A 19,260-nucleotide genomic window follows, 5' to 3' on the forward strand; every position below is an offset into this window, starting at 1 on the left:
ACTCCGGCAAAATTCTGTGTATGTGTCGCTCAATGCGGCCCAACGTTTCTACTCAGGCGAGAGACAATGTTTGATAATTTAACCGATCGTTTGTCGCGCACGCTGCGCAACATCAGCGGCCGCGGACGCCTTACTGAAGAGAACATCAAGGAAACGCTGCGCGAAGTGCGCATGGCGCTGCTGGAAGCAGACGTCGCGTTGCCGGTTGTTCGTGATTTTATCAACCGCGTTAAAGAGAAGGCGGTTGGTCATGAAGTTAACAAGAGCCTGACCCCAGGTCAGGAGTTCGTCAAAATCGTTCGTAACGAACTGGTTTTGGCGATGGGCGAAGAGAACCAGGTGCTTAACCTGGCGGCTCAGCCACCGGCCGTGGTGCTGATGGCGGGCCTGCAGGGGGCGGGTAAAACGACCAGCGTCGGTAAGCTGGGTAAATTCCTGCGTGAGAAGCACAAGAAGAAAGTGCTGGTGGTCTCTGCGGACGTCTATCGCCCGGCGGCGATCAAACAGCTGGAAACCCTGGCCGAGCAGGTTGGTGTGGATTTCTTCCCGTCAGACGTGGCCCAGAAGCCTGTCGACATCGTTAACGCCGCGCTGAAAGAGGCGAAGCTGAAATTCTACGACGTGCTGCTGGTGGATACCGCCGGTCGTCTGCACGTTGACGAAGCGATGATGGATGAGATCAAGCAGGTGCATGCCTCTATCAACCCGGTAGAGACCCTGTTTGTTGTCGACGCCATGACCGGTCAGGATGCGGCGAATACCGCGAAAGCGTTTAACGAAGCGCTGCCGTTAACCGGCGTGGTGCTGACCAAAGTGGACGGCGACGCCCGCGGCGGTGCGGCGCTCTCGATTCGCCACATCACCGGTAAGCCGATTAAATTCCTTGGCGTGGGCGAGAAAACCGAAGCGCTGGAGCCGTTCCACCCGGATCGTATTGCCTCCCGTATCCTCGGCATGGGCGACGTGCTGTCGCTGATTGAAGATATCGAGAGCAAGGTTGACCGTGCGCAGGCGGAAAAACTCGCCAGCAAGCTGAAAAAAGGCGACGGTTTCGATCTGACCGACTTCCTTGAGCAGTTGCGCCAGATGAAAAACATGGGCGGCATGGCCAGCCTGATGGGCAAACTGCCGGGCATGGGGCAGATCCCAGACAACGTGAAAGCGCAGATGGATGACAAAGTGCTGGTGCGTATGGAGGCGATCATCAACTCGATGACGTTGAAAGAACGCGCTAACCCGGACATCATCAAAGGTTCCCGTAAACGCCGTATCGCAGCCGGTTGCGGCATGCAGGTGCAGGACGTTAACCGCCTTCTGAAACAGTTCGACGACATGCAGCGCATGATGAAGAAAATGAAGAAAGGCGGCATGGCGAAGATGATGCGCGGGATGAAAGGCATGATGCCACCCGGCTTTCCTGGGCGATAATCGCTTTTGAGATTGCTTTTTGCCCGAAAATGAGTAAAATTTTCGGGCTTTTAATATGACACCCGGGCTCCGTTCCTCGATGGGGCCCGGTTGTTTTATTCACACAAGAGGATGTTATGGTAACTATTCGTTTAGCTCGTCACGGCGCTAAAAAGCGTCCGTTCTACCAGGTTGTTGTCACTGACAGCCGTAATGCACGCAACGGTCGCTTCATCGAGCGCGTTGGTTTCTTCAACCCACTGGCCGCTGGCGCAGAAGAAGAAACTCGTCTGGATCTGGATCGTATCGCTCACTGGGTTGGCCAGGGCGCTACTGTTTCCGATCGCGTTGCTACGCTGATCAAAGCAGCAAACAAAGCAGCTTAATCTGTCACGGTGGTCATGATGAGCAATAAAGCACCTGTTGAACCGATCGTATTGGGAAAAATGGGTTCTTGCTACGGTATCCGTGGTTGGCTCAGAGTGTTTTCCTCCACTGAAGACGCTGATAGCATTTTTGATTACCAGCCCTGGTTTATCCAGAAAGCCGGTAAGTGGGAAGAGGTCGAGCTGGAAAGCTGGCGTCACCACAATCAGGACATCATCATCAAGCTGAAAGGCATTGACGATCGTGATGCCGCGAATGCGCTGACTAATTGTGAAATTGTCGTGGATTCGTCGCAGTTGCCGCAGCTGGAAGAGGGCGACTACTACTGGAAAGACCTTATGGGTTGCCAGGTAGTCACTACCGAAGGCTACAGCCTGGGAAAAGTCATCGATATGATGGAAACCGGGTCAAATGACGTTCTCGTCATTAAGGCAAACCTGAAAGATGCATTTGGCATCAAGGAGCGGTTGGTCCCGTTCCTCGATGGACAGGTTATCAAGAAAGTCGATCTCACTACTCAAACCATTGAAGTAGATTGGGATCCTGGTTTTTAAATTCTCCGGATAAACGGTAAAAGACGGCGCTATGTGGATTGGCATAATTAGCCTGTTTCCTGAAATGTTCCGCGCGATTACCGATTACGGGGTAACTGGCCGGGCAGTAAAGAATGGCCTGCTGAGCATCCAGAGCTGGAGTCCTCGTGACTTCACGCATGACCGGCACCGTACCGTGGACGATCGTCCTTACGGCGGCGGACCGGGGATGTTGATGATGGTACAACCCTTGCGGGATGCCATTCACACAGCAAAAGCCGCGGCAGGTGAAGGCGCAAAGGTGATTTATCTGTCACCTCAGGGACGCAAGCTTGATCAAGCGGGCGTGAGCGAACTGGCGACGAATCAAAAGCTGATTCTGGTCTGTGGTCGCTACGAAGGGATAGATGAGCGCGTAATTCAAACCGAGATTGACGAAGAATGGTCTATCGGCGATTACGTTCTCAGCGGTGGTGAGTTACCAGCGATGACGCTGATTGACTCCGTTGCCCGGTTCATTCCGGGTGTACTGGGCCATGAAGCTTCGGCAACGGAAGATTCCTTTGCCGATGGGTTGCTGGACTGCCCACACTATACTCGTCCTGAAGTGTTAGAAGGGATGGAAGTCCCGGCGGTGTTACTGTCTGGAAACCATGCCGAGATACGTCGCTGGCGTTTGAAGCAGTCGCTGGGCCGAACCTGGCTTAGAAGACCTGAACTTCTGGAAAACCTGGCTCTGACTGAAGAGCAAGCAAAGTTGCTGGCCGAGTTCAAAACTGAACACGCGAACCAGCAGCATGAACATGATGGGAAGGCGTAATACGCTCCCGAATATCAGTTTACCCAGGATAAGAGATTAAATTATGAGCAACATTATTAAGCAACTTGAACAAGAGCAGATGAAGCAGGACGTACCTTCCTTCCGTCCAGGTGACACCGTGGAAGTGAAAGTATGGGTTGTTGAAGGTTCCAAAAAACGTCTGCAGGCATTCGAGGGCGTGGTTATCGCTATTCGTAACCGCGGTCTGCACTCTGCATTCACTGTTCGTAAAATTTCCAACGGCGAAGGCGTTGAGCGTGTCTTCCAGACTCACTCTCCGGTAGTTGACAGCATTGCTGTTAAACGTCGTGGTGCTGTACGTAAAGCTAAACTGTACTACCTGCGTGAGCGTACTGGTAAGTCTGCTCGTATTAAAGAGCGTCTGAACTAAGATTCGCTTAAGCGACATCCTGTTAGAAAGGGCTGGCCGAAAGGCCGGCCCTTTTTTTATCTCATCGCACCTCTCGCATTAACCCTTTTGTCATAAATCATTTACAATGCTTGCCTCTTGAATGGAGGGAAAGTGGGCAACGTACTGCATCAGCACACCTGGAAACGCGCAGCGGCCTTGACCGCGCTGTTTGCGATCCTGCTGATCGTGATAGCGCCGCTTATCTCCGTCTCCTTGCAGAAAGATCCCATGAGTGCCATGCCGGGCATGCATCATGACATGAGCATGATGTCGATGGACGCGCATCATGGCGATACGCCGCATACGATGCCTGTCGACCATGCGGAAGCGTGCGGTTACTGCGTGCTGTTAGCGCATGTACCTGGCATGATGCTGGCGCTGATCGTCCTGCTCTGCGTGGTGCTGCAACGGCTTCGCCTTAAGCCGCCGCGTCAGGCGGTCAGCCACTGGCACTTTTTCCCCTGGCTTTACCCCGATACCCGCGCGCCGCCGCGGCAGTCTGCTTTCTCCCTTTAAAAAAATATCGATAACTTTTTGCCTTAAAAAGGAAAAGTATGACTACCTGCACACCGCGCGCGGCATGGGGAAACCTGCTGCGTCGCCTCCATTTCTACATCGGGCTGTTTGTTGGCCCGTTTATCTTCTTCGCTGCGTTAACCGGTACGCTGTATGTGGCGACGCCACAGCTGGAAAATGTCCTCTATCGGCACGCGCTCCACACCGATTCCGCGGGCGAGCCGCAGCCGCTGGCGAACCAAATTGCCGTGGCGGAAAAAATCGTGGGTTCAGATTTGCGTTTGCACGCCGTTCGTCCGGGGCTGGTTGAAGGCGAAACCACCCGCGTGATGTTTGCTGACCCGACGCTGGGGCCATCGGAAAACCGGGCTATCTTTGTCGATCCGGTAAATCTGGCTGTGCTGGGGGATATGACGGTGTACGGCACCAGCGGGATTTTACCGCTGCGCCAGACCATTGATTATTTGCATACCTCTTTGATGCTGGGTGATATCGGGCGTCTCTATAGTGAACTGGCCGCGTCGTGGATGTGGGTTGCCGGATTGGGCGGTATTGCCCTGTGGTTTTATACCCGACCGAAACGGCGAATTAACAACCGCTTCCAGAACCGTCGTCGTGTGCATGGGGTATTAGGCTGGATCCTGCTGGGCGGAATGCTGTTGTTCTCCGCAACCGGCCTGACGTGGTCGCAGTGGGCGGGCGGAAACGTCGATAAACTCCGGGCACAAATGAACTGGCTTACGCCTCAGGTGAACACCACGCTTTCAGGTGCGCCTGCCATGATGGACGAACACGCGGAGCATCGCGGTCACCATGCTGGCATGATGATGCCTGAAATGGCGATGGATCTGACGCAATTTGATGGCGTATTAAACGCGGCGCGTAAAGCGGGGATTGATGCCAGCAAGCTTGAGATCCGCCCGGCGAAAACGGCGGACCGTGCCTGGACCGTGACGGAAATCGATCGCAGCTGGCCAACTCAGGTGGATGCGGTTGCGGTTGATCCCGGTACGATGCAGGTTCTGGACAGAACCCGTTTTGAGGATTTCCCGCTAATGGCAAAACTGACCCGCTGGGGCGTAGATTTCCATATGGGGATTTTATTCGGGCTGGTGAATCAGCTGCTGCTCGTTGCCTTCGGGCTTGCCCTGTGCGTGCTTATCATCTGGGGGTACCGGATGTGGTGGATGCGTCGCCCGGCACAATCGGCAGTCAATCCGGTACAAACGCTTTGTCAGTGCTGGCTGGCGCTGTCAGGATGGGGAAGAGGTGTTACGCTCATCATCAGCGTGCTATTGGGGCTGGCTTTGCCTGTGATGGGGGTGAGTCTGGCGCTGTTTATTCTGATCGACTGGCTACGCTGGCGAGCGGCAACAGGCGTGTCGCTCGCCGAATCATCCGCTAAATAACCCTATGGCGTGCTGATAACCACTGATACCCGGCGGTTTTCAGCGCGCCCTTGCGCGGTACTGTTGCTCGCAATCGGGTATTTTTTGCCTAATCCCCGGGTGGTGAGATTCTCTCGCGGGATATTCGCTCCCTTCGCCCATGCGTCGGCAACGGCATTGGCACGTTTTAACGACAGCGCTTCGTTGTAACTTTCTTCGCCGTAATTATCCGTATGACCATCCATTCGAGCGTGATTCAGGCCGGTTTTCGCCAGACGAGCGGCCATGGATTGGATCTGTGTTTCACTTTCGGAACGGAGTCTGGCGTCATTTTTATCAAACAGAATGGTATCCGATAATCCCAGGGACCAGTCGCCGTTCAGTTCGTTAAAACCGTAGGACTTCATCGCTGCAATTTGTTCTGGCGTGAATTTACCTTCAGGCGGCGACTGACAGCCTGCCAGAACCAGTGAGGCCAGGACTAACGGCGCGAAGTATCGTTTTAACATAGTATATCCTTTCTAACTTATTGTTTTTGTACGCTGGTTTTTGACCTGGTACATATTGCGGTCGGCTTTTTCCAGTAATGCTTCAACGGACGCATTTTCCCACGCCAGAGCAAAGCCAATGCTGAGTGACATTGATGCTTTTTGTCCGTTATGCAGATCAAACGGACGGATAAACTGCTGCGATAACGCAGCACAAATGTGTTGAACTTCAAGCTCAGAATGAACGCCGTACAGCACCATGGCAAATTCGTCACCGCCAAGGCGATAGGACTGATGGCGCTTATCGCCAAATTCCACCATCCTGCTGGCGACTTCAATCAGCACGCAGTCTCCTGCCGCGTGTCCCCAGGTGTCATTGATAAACTTAAAATTATCACCATCAAGGAAGAGCAGGGCCGAATTTATTCTCGCCGAAGGGTCGTTCATCAGTGCCGCAATGCTGTTACGAAACGCTGCGCGGTTAGCAAGGCCGGTGAGCGGATCGTGCATGGCGGTACGCAATAGTTGGGCATTTTTCGCCTGAAGCTTAAGCTGCCACTCCTCCATCTCATCCAGGAGACTGTTGAAGTCTTCACCAAACTGGTGGAACTCTTCGATACGCCCATCTTTCACCCGTCGGGAGAAATTACGGTTTGTGCGGACGTCATGCACCACATCGGTGATGTTTTGCAGGGCCGTGACCATGCCGTGATGCAGAGAGTGGGTAATGGCGATCGCGACGACGGTGGCAAAAAGAATACAGCCGGTAAGAACGGCAAACGACATCCAGATGAAGTGGCTAATCAGGCTGTCACGCGCGGTAAGGCGAATTTCGCCGATCATCGAACCGTTATGCATGATTGGCTGTGCAATCGGTACAGGGAAAAGCCAGCGGCTGACCAGCGTCCCCAGCGTGTCGTTATTATCCTTCGGATTCCAGGACCAGTATGCAAAACGCTTTTTGTGTACGTTAATAACTTCTGCTACGGCAAACTGCCCCTGCTTACCCAGGGCTGCGAGGGTTTCGTTGGCGGCCAACGAATCGTTGAAAACCAGAGAGGCTTCAAGACTGTGGCTCATGGTGGCGCCGGTTAATTCGAGATTCTTTTGCGCGTATTGTTTTAACGTCACGACGGAAGCAAAACAGAGTAACAGCCATATAAGCGTCATCGTGATGATGACGCTTATCATGCTGTTTCGCCTCAGCGTTCTTTTAAACGTTGGACGTGGCGTCGAGGTGAAATCTTTATCCATGCTGCTTATTCCGTGCAAGCATTAATACATCGGGATTGACCCTGACACCACTGCGCGTCAATGCATCCAGATTGACGGAAAACCGCACCTGGCCACGTTCGATTATCAGGCAAAAAGCACTGCCAATAACACATTCCGGATTTTGCTCTGAGATTAATAGCAATGCTCTGCCCTGATATTGACTTATTAATTCAAGTTGTTTTGCCGGCGGTTCAGACCCGAAATAAACAGCATCGCACGTCGCGTCCAGGGCTTCCCGATCGTTACGGACAATAACGGGAGTGTAGGGTAACTCGGTATGCCCTTCATTGCCGCTGAGTGCGTGCGTGTAGTGAGAGGTGGCATAAATGCAAAGCCTGGGCTGTCCGGAAAGTGACGGCCATCGCGTATAGCTCACAATCCCCGAGACAATCGAACGTACCGATTTATCCGTCTCCGTGAGCGCGCCTGCCGTCGCCGGGCCCACCATAAGAAACAGCATTAACACCAGAGTGAGTCGGAACAAAGAGATCAAGTATGAATTTCTCACCAGAATCCGCCGTACCGCTCCGGAAATAGATGTCCTTAAGAGATGCGGGCAGAATACCATTGTTTGTCTGAGCCGTCATTATGTCAGAAATAGCCTTCGGCTGACCTAAGCTAAATCCTACAGTGGTTTATTTTCCAGGGGATAAACACAGACTTAATTAAGTCTGCTGGAACGCATACTTTCGTCCATTCCTTTTTGCCATGACGCACGGAGTTTCACAGCATTTTCAACGCTATCACAACTGGCTGGATAAGATTTGCCCGCTAATCCCCAGGCATGAATAAAACCTTCTTCGCACACTTTCTTCTGACCATCAGCGTAGCCGCGGAGATATTCGCTACGATCAACATGAGAGTCATTAAAACTATCGGCCAGGGTCTGGTTATCTTTAACCGGCAGGCCATTCATGGCGTCTTCTTTTCCGGCACTGAACCAGTCCGGACTCGTCCAGTGGGGCTGAAAAGTGTAAGGATTAATCTGGCAGCCCGATAAAAACAGCAACAACAGCACCAGAGCAATTGAGCGCATAGCGATTCTCCTTTTTTCTTCAGCATAGCCTGGCGGAAGAAAAAGCGGAGTGTAATTTAAAGTTTACGTATTTAACGGCTGTTTTTTGCTAATAATTAGCTTATGTAAAGTAATATTTACGGATTTTGGATTGAAATCTTTACTTGTTGTGGTATCGTTGCTTCACCTCATCGAGGATAACAACTATCGCAAACGAGCATTACAGGATCGCCATCATGCAAAAAGACGCGCTGAACAACGTACATATCACTGACGAACAGGTTTTAATTACCCCGGATCAACTGAAAGCAGCATTCCCGCTGAGTGCCGCGCAGGAGGCTCAAATTGAGCACTCTCGCCAGACCATTTCTGACATTATCGCTGGTCGCGATCCGCGCCTGCTGGTGGTCTGTGGTCCTTGCTCTATTCACGATCCTGAAACCGCCATTGAGTACGCTCATCGATTTAAAGCATTAGCGGAGGAGGTCAGCGATAGCCTCTATCTGGTGATGCGCGTCTATTTTGAGAAGCCACGCACGACCGTTGGCTGGAAAGGGTTGATTAACGATCCGCACATGGATGGCTCGTTTGATGTGGAAGCAGGGCTGAAGATTGCGCGTCGCCTGCTGGTGGAGCTGGTTAGCATGGGGCTGCCGCTGGCAACCGAAGCGCTTGATCCGAACAGCCCGCAATACCTGGGCGATCTGTTCAGCTGGTCTGCGATTGGTGCGCGGACGACGGAATCGCAAACCCACCGCGAGATGGCGTCTGGTCTGTCGATGCCGGTTGGTTTTAAAAACGGTACCGATGGCAGTCTGGCGACGGCGATCAACGCTATGCGCGCCGCCGCAATGCCGCACCGTTTTGTGGGTATCAACCAGGCGGGCCAGGTGTGCCTCCTGCAAACTCAGGGTAACCCGGACGGTCATGTGATCCTGCGCGGCGGTAAAGCGCCAAACTACAGCCCGGCAGATGTGGCGCAGTGTGAAAAAGAGATGGAGCAGGCGGGACTGCGCCCGGCACTGATGGTAGATTGCAGTCATGGTAATTCGAATAAAGATTATCGTCGCCAGCCCGCGGTTGCCGAATCCGTGGTCGCACAGATCAAAGACGGCAACCGTTCGATTATCGGTCTGATGATTGAGAGCAACATTCATGAAGGTAATCAGTCATCTGAACAACCGCGCAGTGCGATGAAGCACGGCGTCTCCGTGACGGATGCCTGCATCAGCTGGGAAACCACCGATGCGCTGCTGCGTGAGATCCATAAAGATTTAAATGGCCAGTTGGCGACGCGTCTGGCTTAAGAGGTTAGCTATGGTTGCTGAATTGACCGCATTACGCGATCAAATTGATGAAGTGGACAAGGCGCTGCTGGATCTGCTGGCGCGCCGTATGGCACTGGTTGCTGAAGTCGGTGAAGTAAAAAGTAAATACGGCCTGCCGATTTACGTTCCGGAGCGCGAAGCCTCAATGCTGGCTTCCCGTCGTAAAGAGGCCCAGTCGCTGGGTGTTTCGCCGGATTTGATTGAAGATGTGCTGCGTCGCGTAATGCGCGAATCCTATTCCAGCGAAAATGACAAAGGCTTCAAAACCCTCTGTCCGTCCCTGCGTCCGGTGGTGATTGTCGGCGGCGGCGGGCAGATGGGGCGTCTGTTTGAAAAAATGCTGACGCTTTCTGGCTACCAGGTGCGCATTCTGGAGAAAGAGGACTGGGCCCAGGCGCCAGAACTGATGAAAGACGCGGGAATGGTTATCGTCAGCGTGCCGATCCACGTGACGGAGCAGATCATCGGAAAACTTCCGCCTTTACCGCAGGATTGCATCCTGGTGGACCTCGCTTCTGTCAAAAATGGTCCGCTGCAGGCAATGCTGGCCGCGCATACGGGTCCGGTACTGGGTCTGCACCCGATGTTTGGCCCGGACAGCGGCAGCCTGGCGAAGCAAGTGGTGGTTTACTGCGACGGGCGTCAGCCGGAAGCCTATCAGTGGTTCCTCGAACAGATTCAGGTATGGGGCGCACGACTGCACCGCATCAGCGCGGTCGAGCACGATCAGAACATGGCGTTTATTCAGGCACTGCGCCACTTTGCGACCTTTGCCTACGGTCTGCATCTGGCGGAAGAGAACGTGCAGCTTGAACAGCTGCTGGCGCTCTCATCACCGATCTATCGTCTGGAACTGGCGATGGTTGGACGTCTGTTTGCGCAGGATCCCCAGCTTTACGCCGACATTATTATGTCATCCGAAAATAATCTGGCACTGATCAAACGTTACTATCAGCGCTTTGGCGAAGCCATTACGCTGCTGGAGCATGGCGACAAGCAGGCGTTTATCGACAGTTTCCGTAAAGTGGAGCATTGGTTCGGTGATTACGCCACGCGTTTCCAGAGCGAAAGCCGCACGCTGTTGCGCCAGGCAAATGACAGTCGCCAGTAATCCGATGATGTATATACTGAAAGCCAGCATTGCTGGCTTTTTTCATTTTGGGGAACTGTCATGGCTGAACCGCAGCTGCTGTTTAATTACACCGGGCACCTGCCTGAGTGTCCGACATGGAGCGATGAAGAGCATGCGCTCTACTGGGCCGATATCCTGGAAGGCGAAATCCACCGATATCATCTGCCAACGGCAGAACACACCGTGCTCTCTTTCCATGAGGAAGTGGGCTGTTTTGCGTTGCGTGAACGCGGCGGGTTTATCGTGGCCATGCGCAATGGCATCTGGCTTGCCGATAAGCATGGCCTCCTGCAGCGTAAGGTGTGCGATAACCCCTCTAACCCACAGCTGGCGCGTTTTAATGACGGGGGAACCGACAGTATGGGGCGTTTCTATGCGGGGACGTTCTGGGGGCCGGGGGATTACAACGGCGCGTTGCTGATGCGTATCGACAACGATCTGACACCGAAAGTAATCCAGTGTGATATTCACGGGCATAACGGCTTAGCGTTTAGTCCGGATAAGCGGTGGATGTATACCTCCGATACGCCGAATGGGGTGATCTATCGCACTCCGGTTGATGAGCAGGGTGAACCCGGCAGACGCGAGATCTTTCGTCAATTTAAAGAGGGCGAAGGTATACCGGACGGCGCGGCAGTCGATGTGGAAGGCTGCTACTGGAGCGCACTGTTTGACGGCTGGCGTATCGCGCGTTTTTCACCGCAAGGGGAGCAGCTGGAAGAGTATCGCTTGCCTGTACGTTGCCCGACGATGGTCTGCTTTGGCGGCGATGATATGAAAACGCTGTTCATTACGACCACGCGGGAAAATATGGATGCAGAAGAGGTGGCTGAGTATCCGCTCTCCGGCGCCATCTTCACCCTGCCCGTAAATGTGGCAGGGATGAAGAAAAGTCGCTTTATCGAACGTTAGCTTGGATCGACAGGCACGACGTTTTCGCTCGGATAGCAGCCCAGCACTTTCATGGAACGGGTTATCTCACCCAGTTCACGCAGGGCCTTCTGCATGGAGGCAGACTCCAGGTTGGCCTGGATATCGAGATAAAACATCTCCTCCCACGGGTTACCGTGAATTGGACGCGATTCCAGTTTGGTCATGATCAGGTTGTGGTTGCGCAGCACCAGCAGGGCTTCAACCAGTGCACCCGCCTGTTGTCCGGTCGCCATCAGCAGCGTGGTTTTCGCTGGAACCTGGTCTGACACATTGATGGACTTGCGCGCCAGCACCACGAAACGGGTAATATTTTGCGTCTGGTTTGCCAGGTTGCGCTCCAGCACCTGTAAGCCATACAACGCGCCACCCGCCTCGCTACCGAGTGCAGCGACGGCTGGCGAGTTAGCCTGCGCCACTTTTTCCATTGCCGCGGAGGTGCTTTCGGTGTACTCGATTTTCCAGCTCGGATAGCGGTTCAGGAACTGGCTGCACTGCTGGAACGGCTGGGGATGACTGTAGACGGTTTCTATCTTGCTCAGATCGGTTGAGCCGGAAACCAGCACGCAGTGATCGATAGGGATCGTCAGCTCGCCAACCAGCGACAGGCTGGTGTGCTGCAGCAAATCGTAAACGTCGTTGATGGCACCCGAACTGGTGTTTTCAATGGGCACGACGGCGTAATCCGCCTGGCCGGTCTCGACCTGGTTAAAGATATCGGCAAATTTTGCGCAGCCGCTCTCAATAAATTCTTCGAAATGGCGAGCGGCATACTGACGTGCGGCCAGGTGAGAGTAAGAGCCTTTCGGGCCGAGGAAGGCGATACGCGCAGAATGCGGGTTAGTTTTGTTCAGATGCTGCTGGAGCAGCGCTTGCTGAGTGAGAACGGAGTCTTCAATGATGAGCTGGAACAACCGGGTGATGTAATGGGCATCGAGGTGGTGCGCTTTGCCGAGCTGGATCAGACGTTCCAGCAGATCGCGTTCGCGGTCAATATCACGTACCGGACGATGGGAGTCCAGCTTGGCTTTCCCCACTTCAACGGCGAGCATGCGACGTTCGGCCAGCAGTGCCAGTAATTTCTCATCCAGCGCGCTGATTTTTACGCGCAGGTCCAGTAACGGGTTTTCCGGTGTCATAGTGTCGCCTGTCTCATTTTATCGTTATCAATAAAAAAGGCCCCCCGGTGTGGGAGGCCTTGTTGTTCGTCTTCGCATTCTTTATCACACGACGAAACGCCTCCCGGTCAGGGGAAGGTAAAAAAGAATGCGAAGAAGAACGGCGTAAGTTTCATAACATCATCCTGTGATTGATACCGTTAAAGTACCTGTACTGTTTTCACCCTGTCAATAAAAAACGCGCCCGAAGGCGCGTTGGCGGTACACTCAATTTAAAGGATTACTCTTCTTCAACTTCTTCCGCGAAGCTGGCGTCTTTCACCGAGGATGCGGCGCGACGGGCTTCACCTTTGTGTTGCACTTTATTGAGCTGCCGTTCCAGCTTATTGATCAAATCGTTAATAGCCGTGTACATATCTTCATGTTTTGCGCTGGCGACCAGATGGCCGTTTGGAGTATTGATAGTTGCGTCAGCGATGAAACCCTGTGGCTCCTTAGACAGAATGATATGCGGGTTAATCAGGTGAGTTTGCCATTTATCCAGTTTGGCGAGACGGTCTGCGACGTGCTGGCGAATTGCCGGAGTAATTTCCATTTGTTTACTGGTAATGTTCATTGTCATAAATTTTACCTCTTGTCTTTCCGTCTTGGTGATTCCAGCATACCCGACCTAATGTCAAAATGTGTGATTTAGATCACGTTATTTTGTCGGTTTTTGTCAGGGAATCTTTTTTGTGAGGCAGGGCAGGAAGAGGTGAGATTTACCTTGTGGAAGGCAAAAATTGCGGTCATAGTTGACGGGATGAGTTGAGATAAAGCGCTTCAGCGAATATCAGAAATGGATACAAAAACGGCAGCCTTCGGGCTGCCGTTTTGCATTGAAGCACTATCAGGTGTTGCTGCTATTAGCGGCGATAATTTTCGCCACTTTTTCAGCCTGAGTGGTCATCTGCATCTGACGGTAAGCATTTTCCATCAGCTTCAGGCCGTCACGCGTTGCCTGAGTATCCGGGTAATCACGCAGCATACCTTCTACGCGGTTAACCACGGCAACCCATGCGCCACGGCGGGTATAGTATTCCGCAACGGAGTATTCATACTTCGCCAGGCGATCTTTCAGGAACACCAGACGTTTGGTCGCGTCGGTCACGTACTGACTGTTTGGATAGCCGCGCACCAGTTTGGAGAAGTCATTGAAGGCATCACGCGCATGCTGGGGATCACGATCGGAACGATCCACGCCGAAGAAGCCCTGCAGAGCACTGTCATCCAGCGCCATGTTGGTCAGACCGCGCATGTACATGACGTAATCGATGTTAGGATGAGTCGGATTCAGACGCATGAAACGATCGATAGTTGCCTGAGCCAGCGGCAGGTCGGCATTTTTGTAGTAGGCGTAGATAAGATCTAATTGTACCTGCTGCGAATACGGACCAAATGGATAGCGATTATCCAACGCTTCCAGTTGCGTTATCGCCTGTTTCCAGTTACCGTCCTGCAACTTTTGTTGTGCAGTCGCATAGATTTCATTCGGCGGATTGTCAGGGACCTGTTCATTCGAACCGGAGCAGCCCACCAAAGCCAGGCTCAACGTGGCCGCTGCCACCAGATATTTCATGCGCGTCATGACGTTTTGACTTTCCTCAAATGTTTGTCCGGGAGAAACTCTGTTCCTGCTCCCGATTAAGACCAGCTACAATAGCACACTATATTAAACGGCAAAGCCGTAAAACCCAACGTTAAACAAAGAAGCAGTTTATGGCACAACGAGTAGAACTCACCGCAACAGTCTCCGAAAATCAGCTCGGTCAACGCTTAGATCAGGCTTTGGCCGAATTGTTCCCTGATTATTCGCGTTCACGCATAAAAGAATGGATCCTTGACCAGCGCGTGCTGGTAAACGGCAAGATCTGGGACAAACCAAAAGAGAAAGTGTTTGGTGGGGAAGCTGTTGCCATCAATGCTGAAATCGAAGAGGAAATCCGCTTCGAGCCGCAGGATATCCCACTGGACATCGTCTATGAAGATGATGACATTCTGGTGATCAACAAGCCGCGCGACCTGGTTGTTCATCCGGGGGCGGGGAACCCTGACGGTACGGTACTTAATGCGCTTCTCCATTACTATCCACCGATTGCTGATGTCCCGCGCGCGGGTATCGTTCACCGTCTGGATAAAGACACCACCGGTCTGATGGTCGTGGCAAAGACCGTTCCTGCTCAGACCCGTCTGGTGGAATCACTGCAGCTGCGTGAAATTACCCGTGAATACGAAGCGGTAGCCATTGGCCACATGACCGCTGGCGGCACGGTAGAAGAACCGATTAGCCGTCACCCGACTAAACGCACTCATATGTCGGTGCACCCGATGGGTAAACCAGCGGTGACGCACTATCGCATTATGGAGCACTTCCGTATTCATACGCGCCTGCGCCTGCGCCTGGAAACCGGTCGTACGCACCAGATCCGTGTTCATATGGCCCACATTACCCATCCGCTGGTGGGGGATCAGGTATACGGCGGTCGTCCGCGTCCGCCAAAAGGCGCATCGGATGAGTTCATCAGCGTACTGCGCAAGTTCGATCGTCAGGCGCTTCACGCGACCATGCTGCGTCTCTATCATCCCATCACCGGTATTCAGATGGAGTGGCATGCGCCTCTCCCACAGGATATGGTGGAACTGATTGACGCCATGCGTGCTGATTTCGAAGAACATAAGGACCATGTGGACTGGTTATGACCAAACTGATTGTCCCGGAGTGGCCACTACCTGAAGGCGTGGCCGCCTGCAGCTCAACCCGTACTGGCGGAGTCAGCCAGGGCGCGTGGGAGTCGTTGAATCTCGGCGCACACTGTGACGATAACCTGGAGCACGTAGAAGAGAACCGCAGGCGTCTGTTTGCAGCGGGGAATCTGCCCTCGAAACCGGTCTGGCTGGAACAGGTTCATGGTAAAGCGGTGCTGAAGCTGACGGGAGAACTTTACGCGTCTAAACGCGCAGACGCCTCTTACAGCAATACTCCGGGCACGGTTTGTGCTGTTATGACCGCCGATTGTCTGCCGGTTTTGTTCTGTAACCGGGCTGGTACTGAAGTGGCTGCCGCGCATGCAGGCTGGCGTGGATTGTGTGAGGGCGTGCTGGAAGAGACCGTCGCCTGCTTTAACGATGATTCCGCCAATATCATGGCCTGGCTGGGCCCGGCGATTGGCCCTCGTGCTTTTGAAGTGGGGCCGGAAGTTCGCGAAGCATTCATGGAAAAAGATCCGCAAGCCGCTGAGGCTTTTCAGCCTTCCGGTGAAAAATATCTGGCAGATATTTACCAGCTTGCCCGTCAGCGCCTGAATAGCGTCGGTGTCACGCAGATCTTCGGCGGAGATCGCTGTACTTTCACCGAAAAGGATGATTTTTTCTCTTATCGCCGCGACAAGACTACGGGTCGTATGGCAAGTTTTATTTGGCTGATATAACCTAAAGAATCAAGACGATCCGGAACGTGCCGTTTTCTTTTCACATAATTCAGATCATTAACCTTGAATAATTGAGGGATGACCTCATTTAATCTCCAGTAGCAAATTTGACCTGTTTATGGGAGGAGTTATGCGTCTGGATCGTCTTACTAATAAATTCCAGCTTGCTCTTGCCGATGCCCAGTCGCTCGCGCTGGGGCACGACAACCAATTCATCGAACCTCTTCATTTAATGAGCGCCTTGCTGAATCAGGAAGGGGGATCGGTACGTCCTTTATTAACGTCTGCTGGCATTAATGCTGGCCAGTTACGCACCGCTATCGATCAGGCACTGAGCCGTTTACCGCAGGTAGAAGGTACCGGCGGTGACGTTCAGCCGTCTCAGGATCTGGTGCGCGTGCTGAACCTTTGCGACAAGCTGGCGCAAAAACGTGGGGACAACTTTATTTCGTCAGAGCTGTTTGTTCTGGCGGCGCTTGAATCACGCGGTACCTTAACCGACCTGCTGAAATCTGCCGGTGCAACCACCGCCAATGTGACTCAGGCGATTGAGAAAATGCGCGGAGGTGAAAGCGTGAACGATCAGGGAGCCGAAGACCAACGTCAGGCTTTGAAGAAATTTACGGTCGATCTGACCGAACGTGCTGAGCAGGGCAAACTTGACCCGGTCATCGGCCGTGACGAAGAGATCCGCCGTACGATTCAGGTATTGCAGCGTCGTACCAAGAACAACCCGGTTCTGATTGGTGAGCCCGGTGTGGGTAAAACCGCCATTGTTGAAGGGCTGGCGCAGCGTATCGTAAACGGTGAAGTGCCGGAAGGGCTGAAAGGTCGCCGCGTGCTGGCACTGGATATGGGGGCGCTGGTGGCCGGGGCGAAATACCGCGGTGAGTTTGAAGAGCGTCTGAAAGGTGTGCTTAACGACCTGGCTAAACAGGAAGGCAACGTCATTCTGTTTATTGACGAACTGCACACCATGGTGGGGGCCGGTAAGGCCGACGGCGCGATGGATGCCGGGAACATGCTGAAACCAGCCCTAGCACGTGGTGAACTGCATTGCGTTGGCGCCACGACGCTGGATGAGTACCGCCAGTACATTGAGAAAGATGCTGCTCTGGAACGTCGTTTCCAGAAAGTGTTTGTTGCCGAGCCAAGCGTTGAAGATACCATCGCGATTTTGCGTGGTCTGAAAGAACGTTATGAGCTGCATCACCATGTGCAAATCACCGACCCGGCGATTGTGGCGGCTGCGACGCTTTCGCACCGTTATATTGCTGACCGTCAGTTGCCGGATAAAGCGATCGACCTGATTGATGAAGCGGCGTCGAGCATTCGTATGCAGATTGACTCGAAACCGGAAGAACTGGACAGGCTCGACCGTCGTATCATTCAGCTCAAGCTGGAACAGCAGGCGCTGAAGAAAGAGTCTGATGAAGCCAGTAAGAAACGCCTCGATATGCTCAACGAAGAACTGGACGACAAAGAGCGTCAGTATTCTGAGCTGGAAGAAGAGTGGAAAGCCGAGAAAGCTTCACTGTCTGGCACGCAGACCATTAAAGCGGAACTTGAGCAGGCGAAAATCGCCATCGAACAGGCTCGCCGTGTGGGCGATCTGGCGCGAATGTCCGAGTTGCAGTACGGCAAAATCCCGGAGCTGGAAAAACAGCTTGAGATCGCCACGCAGTCGGAAGGCAAAACCATGCGTCTGTTACGTAATAAAGTGACGGATGCAGAAATTGCAGAAGTGCTGGCTCGCTGGACCGGTATTCCGGTGGCGCGCATGATGGAAAGCGAACGCGATAAACTGCTGCGTATGGAGCAGGATCTGCATCAGCGCGTGATCGGTCAGGACGAGGCGGTTGAAGCCGTCTCCAATGCCATCCGCCGTAGCCGTGCGGGGCTGTCCGATCCTAATCGCCCGATTGGTTCGTTCCTGTTCCTGGGGCCGACCGGTGTCGGTAAGACCGAGCTGTGCAAAGCGCTGGCTAACTTTATGTTCGATAGCGACGATGCGATGGTGCGCATCGACATGTCCGAGTTTATGGAAAAACACTCCGTCTCGCGTCTGGTCGGGGCGCCTCCAGGATATGTCGGTTATGAAGAAGGTGGCTATCTGACAGAAGCGGTGCGTCGCCGTCCTTATTCCGTCATTCTGCTGGATGAGGTGGAAAAAGCGCACCCGGATGTGTTCAACATTCTGCTTCAGGTGCTGGATGATGGCCGTCTGACTGACGGGCAGGGGAGAACGGTCGACTTCCGTAATACTGTCGTCATTATGACATCGAACCTGGGTTCTGATTTGATTCAGGAACGTTTCGGTGAGCTGGACTACGGCCATATGAAGGATCTGGTGATGGGGGTGGTCAGCCATAGCTTCCGTCCAGAGTTCATCAACCGTATTGATGAAGTGGTGGTGTTCCATCCTCTGGGTGAGAAACACATTGCGTCGATTGCGCAGATCCAGCTGCAGCGTCTGTACAAACGTCTGGAAGAGCGTGGATATGAAATTCACATCTCTGACGATGCGCTGAAATTGTTGAGCGAGAACGGTTATGATCCGGTGTATGGTGCGCGTCCGTTGAAACGTGCTATCCAGCAGCAGATCGAAAACCCGCTGGCGCAGCAGATCCTGTCCGGGGAGCTGATTCCGGGCAAAGTTATCCGTCTGGAAGCCAACGACGATCGCATTGTGGCAGTGCAGTAAGTCACAAAACGCAAAAACGAGCCGCTTGCGGCTCGTTTTTGTTTAAAAACCAGGCGAGAATTGAGGTCTGGGAAGTGTTTTGCCTGGAAAGTGAGCAGTCAGTAAATAATTTTCACTTTATCCTTGCAGGTTCGGAATTACTCCCTATAATGCGCCTCCACTGACACGGAACAACGGCACACAAGCCGCCGGGCCAGCAGAGAAAAGCAAAATAAACGCTTGACTCTGAAAGAGGAAAGCGTAATATACGCCACCTCGCAACGGTGAGGGAAAGCCGCGTTGCACTGCTCTTTAACAATTTATCAGACAATCTGTGTGGGCACTCAAAGTGACATGGATT

21 protein-coding genes and 1 other annotated feature are annotated in these 19,260 nt (G+C 53.2%); of the genes, 13 read left to right on the plus strand and 8 right to left on the minus strand.

The genetic code is table 11. From position 1 onward, the window contains the following. Positions 1-66: 66 nt before the first annotated feature. From ffh to ACOTXR_RS21795, 7 genes are all read left to right on the plus strand, one after another. A complete protein-coding gene (ffh, locus tag ACOTXR_RS21765) occupies positions 67-1,428 on the plus strand; it encodes a signal recognition particle protein (RefSeq protein ID WP_058690865.1) in 1,362 nt (453 codons plus the stop codon). Positions 1,429-1,544: 116 nt separating this feature from the next. After that, on the plus strand, positions 1,545-1,793 hold the full coding sequence (rpsP, locus tag ACOTXR_RS21770) for a 30S ribosomal protein S16 (protein ID WP_003863133.1): 249 nt from the start codon (positions 1,545-1,547) through the stop codon (positions 1,791-1,793). A 15-nt stretch (positions 1,794-1,808) separates the two neighbouring features. Next, positions 1,809-2,348, plus strand: coding sequence for a ribosome maturation factor RimM (gene rimM, locus ACOTXR_RS21775; protein WP_003863136.1), 540 nt, complete (start codon positions 1,809-1,811; stop codon positions 2,346-2,348). 31 nt (positions 2,349-2,379) lie between these two features. Then, complete coding sequence (gene trmD, locus ACOTXR_RS21780; RefSeq protein WP_014884877.1) at positions 2,380-3,147, plus strand: tRNA (guanosine(37)-N1)-methyltransferase TrmD; 768 nt, start codon at positions 2,380-2,382, stop codon at positions 3,145-3,147. A gap of 43 nt (positions 3,148-3,190) precedes the next feature. Continuing rightward, the gene (gene rplS / locus ACOTXR_RS21785) at positions 3,191-3,538 is read left to right on the plus strand and encodes a 50S ribosomal protein L19 (RefSeq protein ID WP_002914145.1); all 348 of its coding nucleotides are present in this window, start codon (positions 3,191-3,193) and stop codon (positions 3,536-3,538) included. Between the two features lie 132 nt (positions 3,539-3,670). Further along, complete coding sequence (locus tag ACOTXR_RS21790) at positions 3,671-4,075, plus strand: DUF2946 domain-containing protein (protein ID WP_014884876.1); 405 nt, start codon at positions 3,671-3,673, stop codon at positions 4,073-4,075. 38 nt (positions 4,076-4,113) lie between these two features. Next, positions 4,114-5,484 carry a PepSY-associated TM helix domain-containing protein gene (locus tag ACOTXR_RS21795; protein ID WP_222834659.1) on the plus strand — a complete coding sequence of 457 codons (1,371 nt, stop codon included), beginning with the start codon at positions 4,114-4,116 and terminating at the stop codon, positions 5,482-5,484. A 2-nt stretch (positions 5,485-5,486) separates the two neighbouring features. Here ACOTXR_RS21795 and ACOTXR_RS21800 read toward each other — a convergent pair whose 3' ends face one another. The 4 genes from ACOTXR_RS21800 to ACOTXR_RS21815 form a co-directional block, all read right to left on the minus strand. Next, the gene (locus ACOTXR_RS21800; RefSeq protein ID WP_014884874.1) at positions 5,487-5,972 is read right to left on the minus strand and encodes an OmpA family protein; all 486 of its coding nucleotides are present in this window, start codon (positions 5,970-5,972) and stop codon (positions 5,487-5,489) included. 12 nt (positions 5,973-5,984) lie between these two features. Further along, on the minus strand, positions 5,985-7,205 hold the full coding sequence (gene dgcN, locus ACOTXR_RS21805) for a diguanylate cyclase DgcN (RefSeq protein ID WP_058690867.1): 1,221 nt from the start codon (positions 7,203-7,205) through the stop codon (positions 5,985-5,987). After that, a complete protein-coding gene (locus ACOTXR_RS21810; RefSeq protein ID WP_072169712.1) occupies positions 7,198-7,686 on the minus strand; it encodes a YfiR family protein in 489 nt (162 codons plus the stop codon). The genes dgcN and ACOTXR_RS21810 overlap by 8 nt, the downstream gene beginning before the upstream one ends. Before the next feature lie 201 nt (positions 7,687-7,887). Beyond that, positions 7,888-8,262, minus strand: coding sequence for a DUF2799 domain-containing protein (locus ACOTXR_RS21815; RefSeq protein WP_045281752.1), 375 nt, complete (start codon positions 8,260-8,262; stop codon positions 7,888-7,890). Between the two features lie 215 nt (positions 8,263-8,477). On the opposite strand from ACOTXR_RS21815, the gene aroF reads away from it, so the two are divergent. From aroF to ACOTXR_RS21830, 3 genes are read left to right on the plus strand one after another with little or no spacing between them, the layout of a single operon-like run. Continuing rightward, complete coding sequence (gene aroF / locus ACOTXR_RS21820; protein WP_014884870.1) at positions 8,478-9,548, plus strand: 3-deoxy-7-phosphoheptulonate synthase AroF; 1,071 nt, start codon at positions 8,478-8,480, stop codon at positions 9,546-9,548. 10 nt (positions 9,549-9,558) lie between these two features. Then, positions 9,559-10,680, plus strand: a complete 1,122-nt coding sequence (tyrA, locus tag ACOTXR_RS21825; protein ID WP_023337646.1) for a bifunctional chorismate mutase/prephenate dehydrogenase — start codon at positions 9,559-9,561, stop codon at positions 10,678-10,680. Between the two features lie 60 nt (positions 10,681-10,740). Further along, positions 10,741-11,613 carry an SMP-30/gluconolactonase/LRE family protein gene (locus tag ACOTXR_RS21830; protein WP_058690868.1) on the plus strand — a complete coding sequence of 291 codons (873 nt, stop codon included), beginning with the start codon at positions 10,741-10,743 and terminating at the stop codon, positions 11,611-11,613. Here ACOTXR_RS21830 and pheA read toward each other — a convergent pair. The 4 genes from pheA to bamD form a co-directional block, all read right to left on the minus strand. Continuing rightward, on the minus strand, positions 11,610-12,770 hold the full coding sequence (pheA, locus tag ACOTXR_RS21835; RefSeq protein WP_047027843.1) for a bifunctional chorismate mutase/prephenate dehydratase: 1,161 nt from the start codon (positions 12,768-12,770) through the stop codon (positions 11,610-11,612). The genes ACOTXR_RS21830 and pheA overlap by 4 nt on opposite strands. Before the next feature lie 30 nt (positions 12,771-12,800). Beyond that, positions 12,801-12,926, minus strand: a sequence feature (Phe leader region). After that, positions 12,878-12,925, minus strand: a complete 48-nt coding sequence (gene pheL, locus ACOTXR_RS21840) for a pheA operon leader peptide PheL (protein WP_100249759.1) — start codon at positions 12,923-12,925, stop codon at positions 12,878-12,880. (Overlaps the previous feature by 48 nt.) 103 nt (positions 12,927-13,029) lie before the next feature. Further along, positions 13,030-13,371 (minus strand): ribosome-associated translation inhibitor RaiA, encoded by a 342-nt coding sequence (gene raiA / locus ACOTXR_RS21845; protein WP_014884866.1) that lies wholly within the window; start codon positions 13,369-13,371, stop codon positions 13,030-13,032. Positions 13,372-13,638: 267 nt separating this feature from the next. Continuing rightward, a complete protein-coding gene (gene bamD, locus ACOTXR_RS21850; protein ID WP_014884865.1) occupies positions 13,639-14,376 on the minus strand; it encodes an outer membrane protein assembly factor BamD in 738 nt (245 codons plus the stop codon). 131 nt (positions 14,377-14,507) lie between these two features. Here bamD and rluD point away from each other — a divergent pair, with 131 nt between their 5' ends. From rluD to clpB, 3 genes are all read left to right on the plus strand, one after another. Beyond that, entirely contained in the window at positions 14,508-15,488 is a 981-nt protein-coding gene (rluD, locus tag ACOTXR_RS21855) for a 23S rRNA pseudouridine(1911/1915/1917) synthase RluD (protein ID WP_014884864.1), read from the plus strand. Beyond that, positions 15,485-16,216 carry a purine nucleoside phosphorylase YfiH gene (gene yfiH / locus ACOTXR_RS21860; protein WP_058690869.1) on the plus strand — a complete coding sequence of 244 codons (732 nt, stop codon included), beginning with the start codon at positions 15,485-15,487 and terminating at the stop codon, positions 16,214-16,216. Before rluD ends, yfiH begins: the two co-directional genes overlap by 4 nt. Before the next feature lie 130 nt (positions 16,217-16,346). Beyond that, positions 16,347-18,920 carry an ATP-dependent chaperone ClpB gene (gene clpB, locus ACOTXR_RS21865; protein ID WP_014884862.1) on the plus strand — a complete coding sequence of 858 codons (2,574 nt, stop codon included), beginning with the start codon at positions 16,347-16,349 and terminating at the stop codon, positions 18,918-18,920. Positions 18,921-19,260: the final 340 nt, after the last annotated feature.

The organism is Enterobacter cloacae complex sp. IR53030, assembly GCF_049238365.1.
Taxonomy (GTDB): domain Bacteria; phylum Pseudomonadota; class Gammaproteobacteria; order Enterobacterales; family Enterobacteriaceae; genus Enterobacter; species Enterobacter kobei.

Coding starts and splice junctions, on each gene's coding strand:
- rimM (WP_003863136.1), top strand. CDS start 1,809: ATGATGAGCAATAAAGCACCTGTTGAACCGATCGTATTGGGAAAAATG.
- tyrA (WP_023337646.1), top strand. CDS start 9,559: ATGGTTGCTGAATTGACCGCATTACGCGATCAAATTGATGAAGTGGAC.
- clpB (WP_014884862.1), top strand. CDS start 16,347: ATGCGTCTGGATCGTCTTACTAATAAATTCCAGCTTGCTCTTGCCGAT.
- trmD (WP_014884877.1), top strand. CDS start 2,380: ATGTGGATTGGCATAATTAGCCTGTTTCCTGAAATGTTCCGCGCGATT.
- dgcN (WP_058690867.1), bottom strand. CDS start 7,205: ATGGATAAAGATTTCACCTCGACGCCACGTCCAACGTTTAAAAGAACG.
- ACOTXR_RS21815 (WP_045281752.1), bottom strand. CDS start 8,262: ATGCGCTCAATTGCTCTGGTGCTGTTGTTGCTGTTTTTATCGGGCTGC.
- rplS (WP_002914145.1), top strand. CDS start 3,191: ATGAGCAACATTATTAAGCAACTTGAACAAGAGCAGATGAAGCAGGAC.
- rluD (WP_014884864.1), top strand. CDS start 14,508: ATGGCACAACGAGTAGAACTCACCGCAACAGTCTCCGAAAATCAGCTC.
- bamD (WP_014884865.1), bottom strand. CDS start 14,376: ATGACGCGCATGAAATATCTGGTGGCAGCGGCCACGTTGAGCCTGGCT.
- ACOTXR_RS21830 (WP_058690868.1), top strand. CDS start 10,741: ATGGCTGAACCGCAGCTGCTGTTTAATTACACCGGGCACCTGCCTGAG.
- pheA (WP_047027843.1), bottom strand. CDS start 12,770: ATGACACCGGAAAACCCGTTACTGGACCTGCGCGTAAAAATCAGCGCG.
- aroF (WP_014884870.1), top strand. CDS start 8,478: ATGCAAAAAGACGCGCTGAACAACGTACATATCACTGACGAACAGGTT.
- ACOTXR_RS21810 (WP_072169712.1), bottom strand. CDS start 7,686: ATGCTGTTTCTTATGGTGGGCCCGGCGACGGCAGGCGCGCTCACGGAG.
- ACOTXR_RS21800 (WP_014884874.1), bottom strand. CDS start 5,972: ATGTTAAAACGATACTTCGCGCCGTTAGTCCTGGCCTCACTGGTTCTG.
- yfiH (WP_058690869.1), top strand. CDS start 15,485: ATGACCAAACTGATTGTCCCGGAGTGGCCACTACCTGAAGGCGTGGCC.
- raiA (WP_014884866.1), bottom strand. CDS start 13,371: ATGACAATGAACATTACCAGTAAACAAATGGAAATTACTCCGGCAATT.
- ffh (WP_058690865.1), top strand. CDS start 67: ATGTTTGATAATTTAACCGATCGTTTGTCGCGCACGCTGCGCAACATC.
- rpsP (WP_003863133.1), top strand. CDS start 1,545: ATGGTAACTATTCGTTTAGCTCGTCACGGCGCTAAAAAGCGTCCGTTC.
- ACOTXR_RS21795 (WP_222834659.1), top strand. CDS start 4,114: ATGACTACCTGCACACCGCGCGCGGCATGGGGAAACCTGCTGCGTCGC.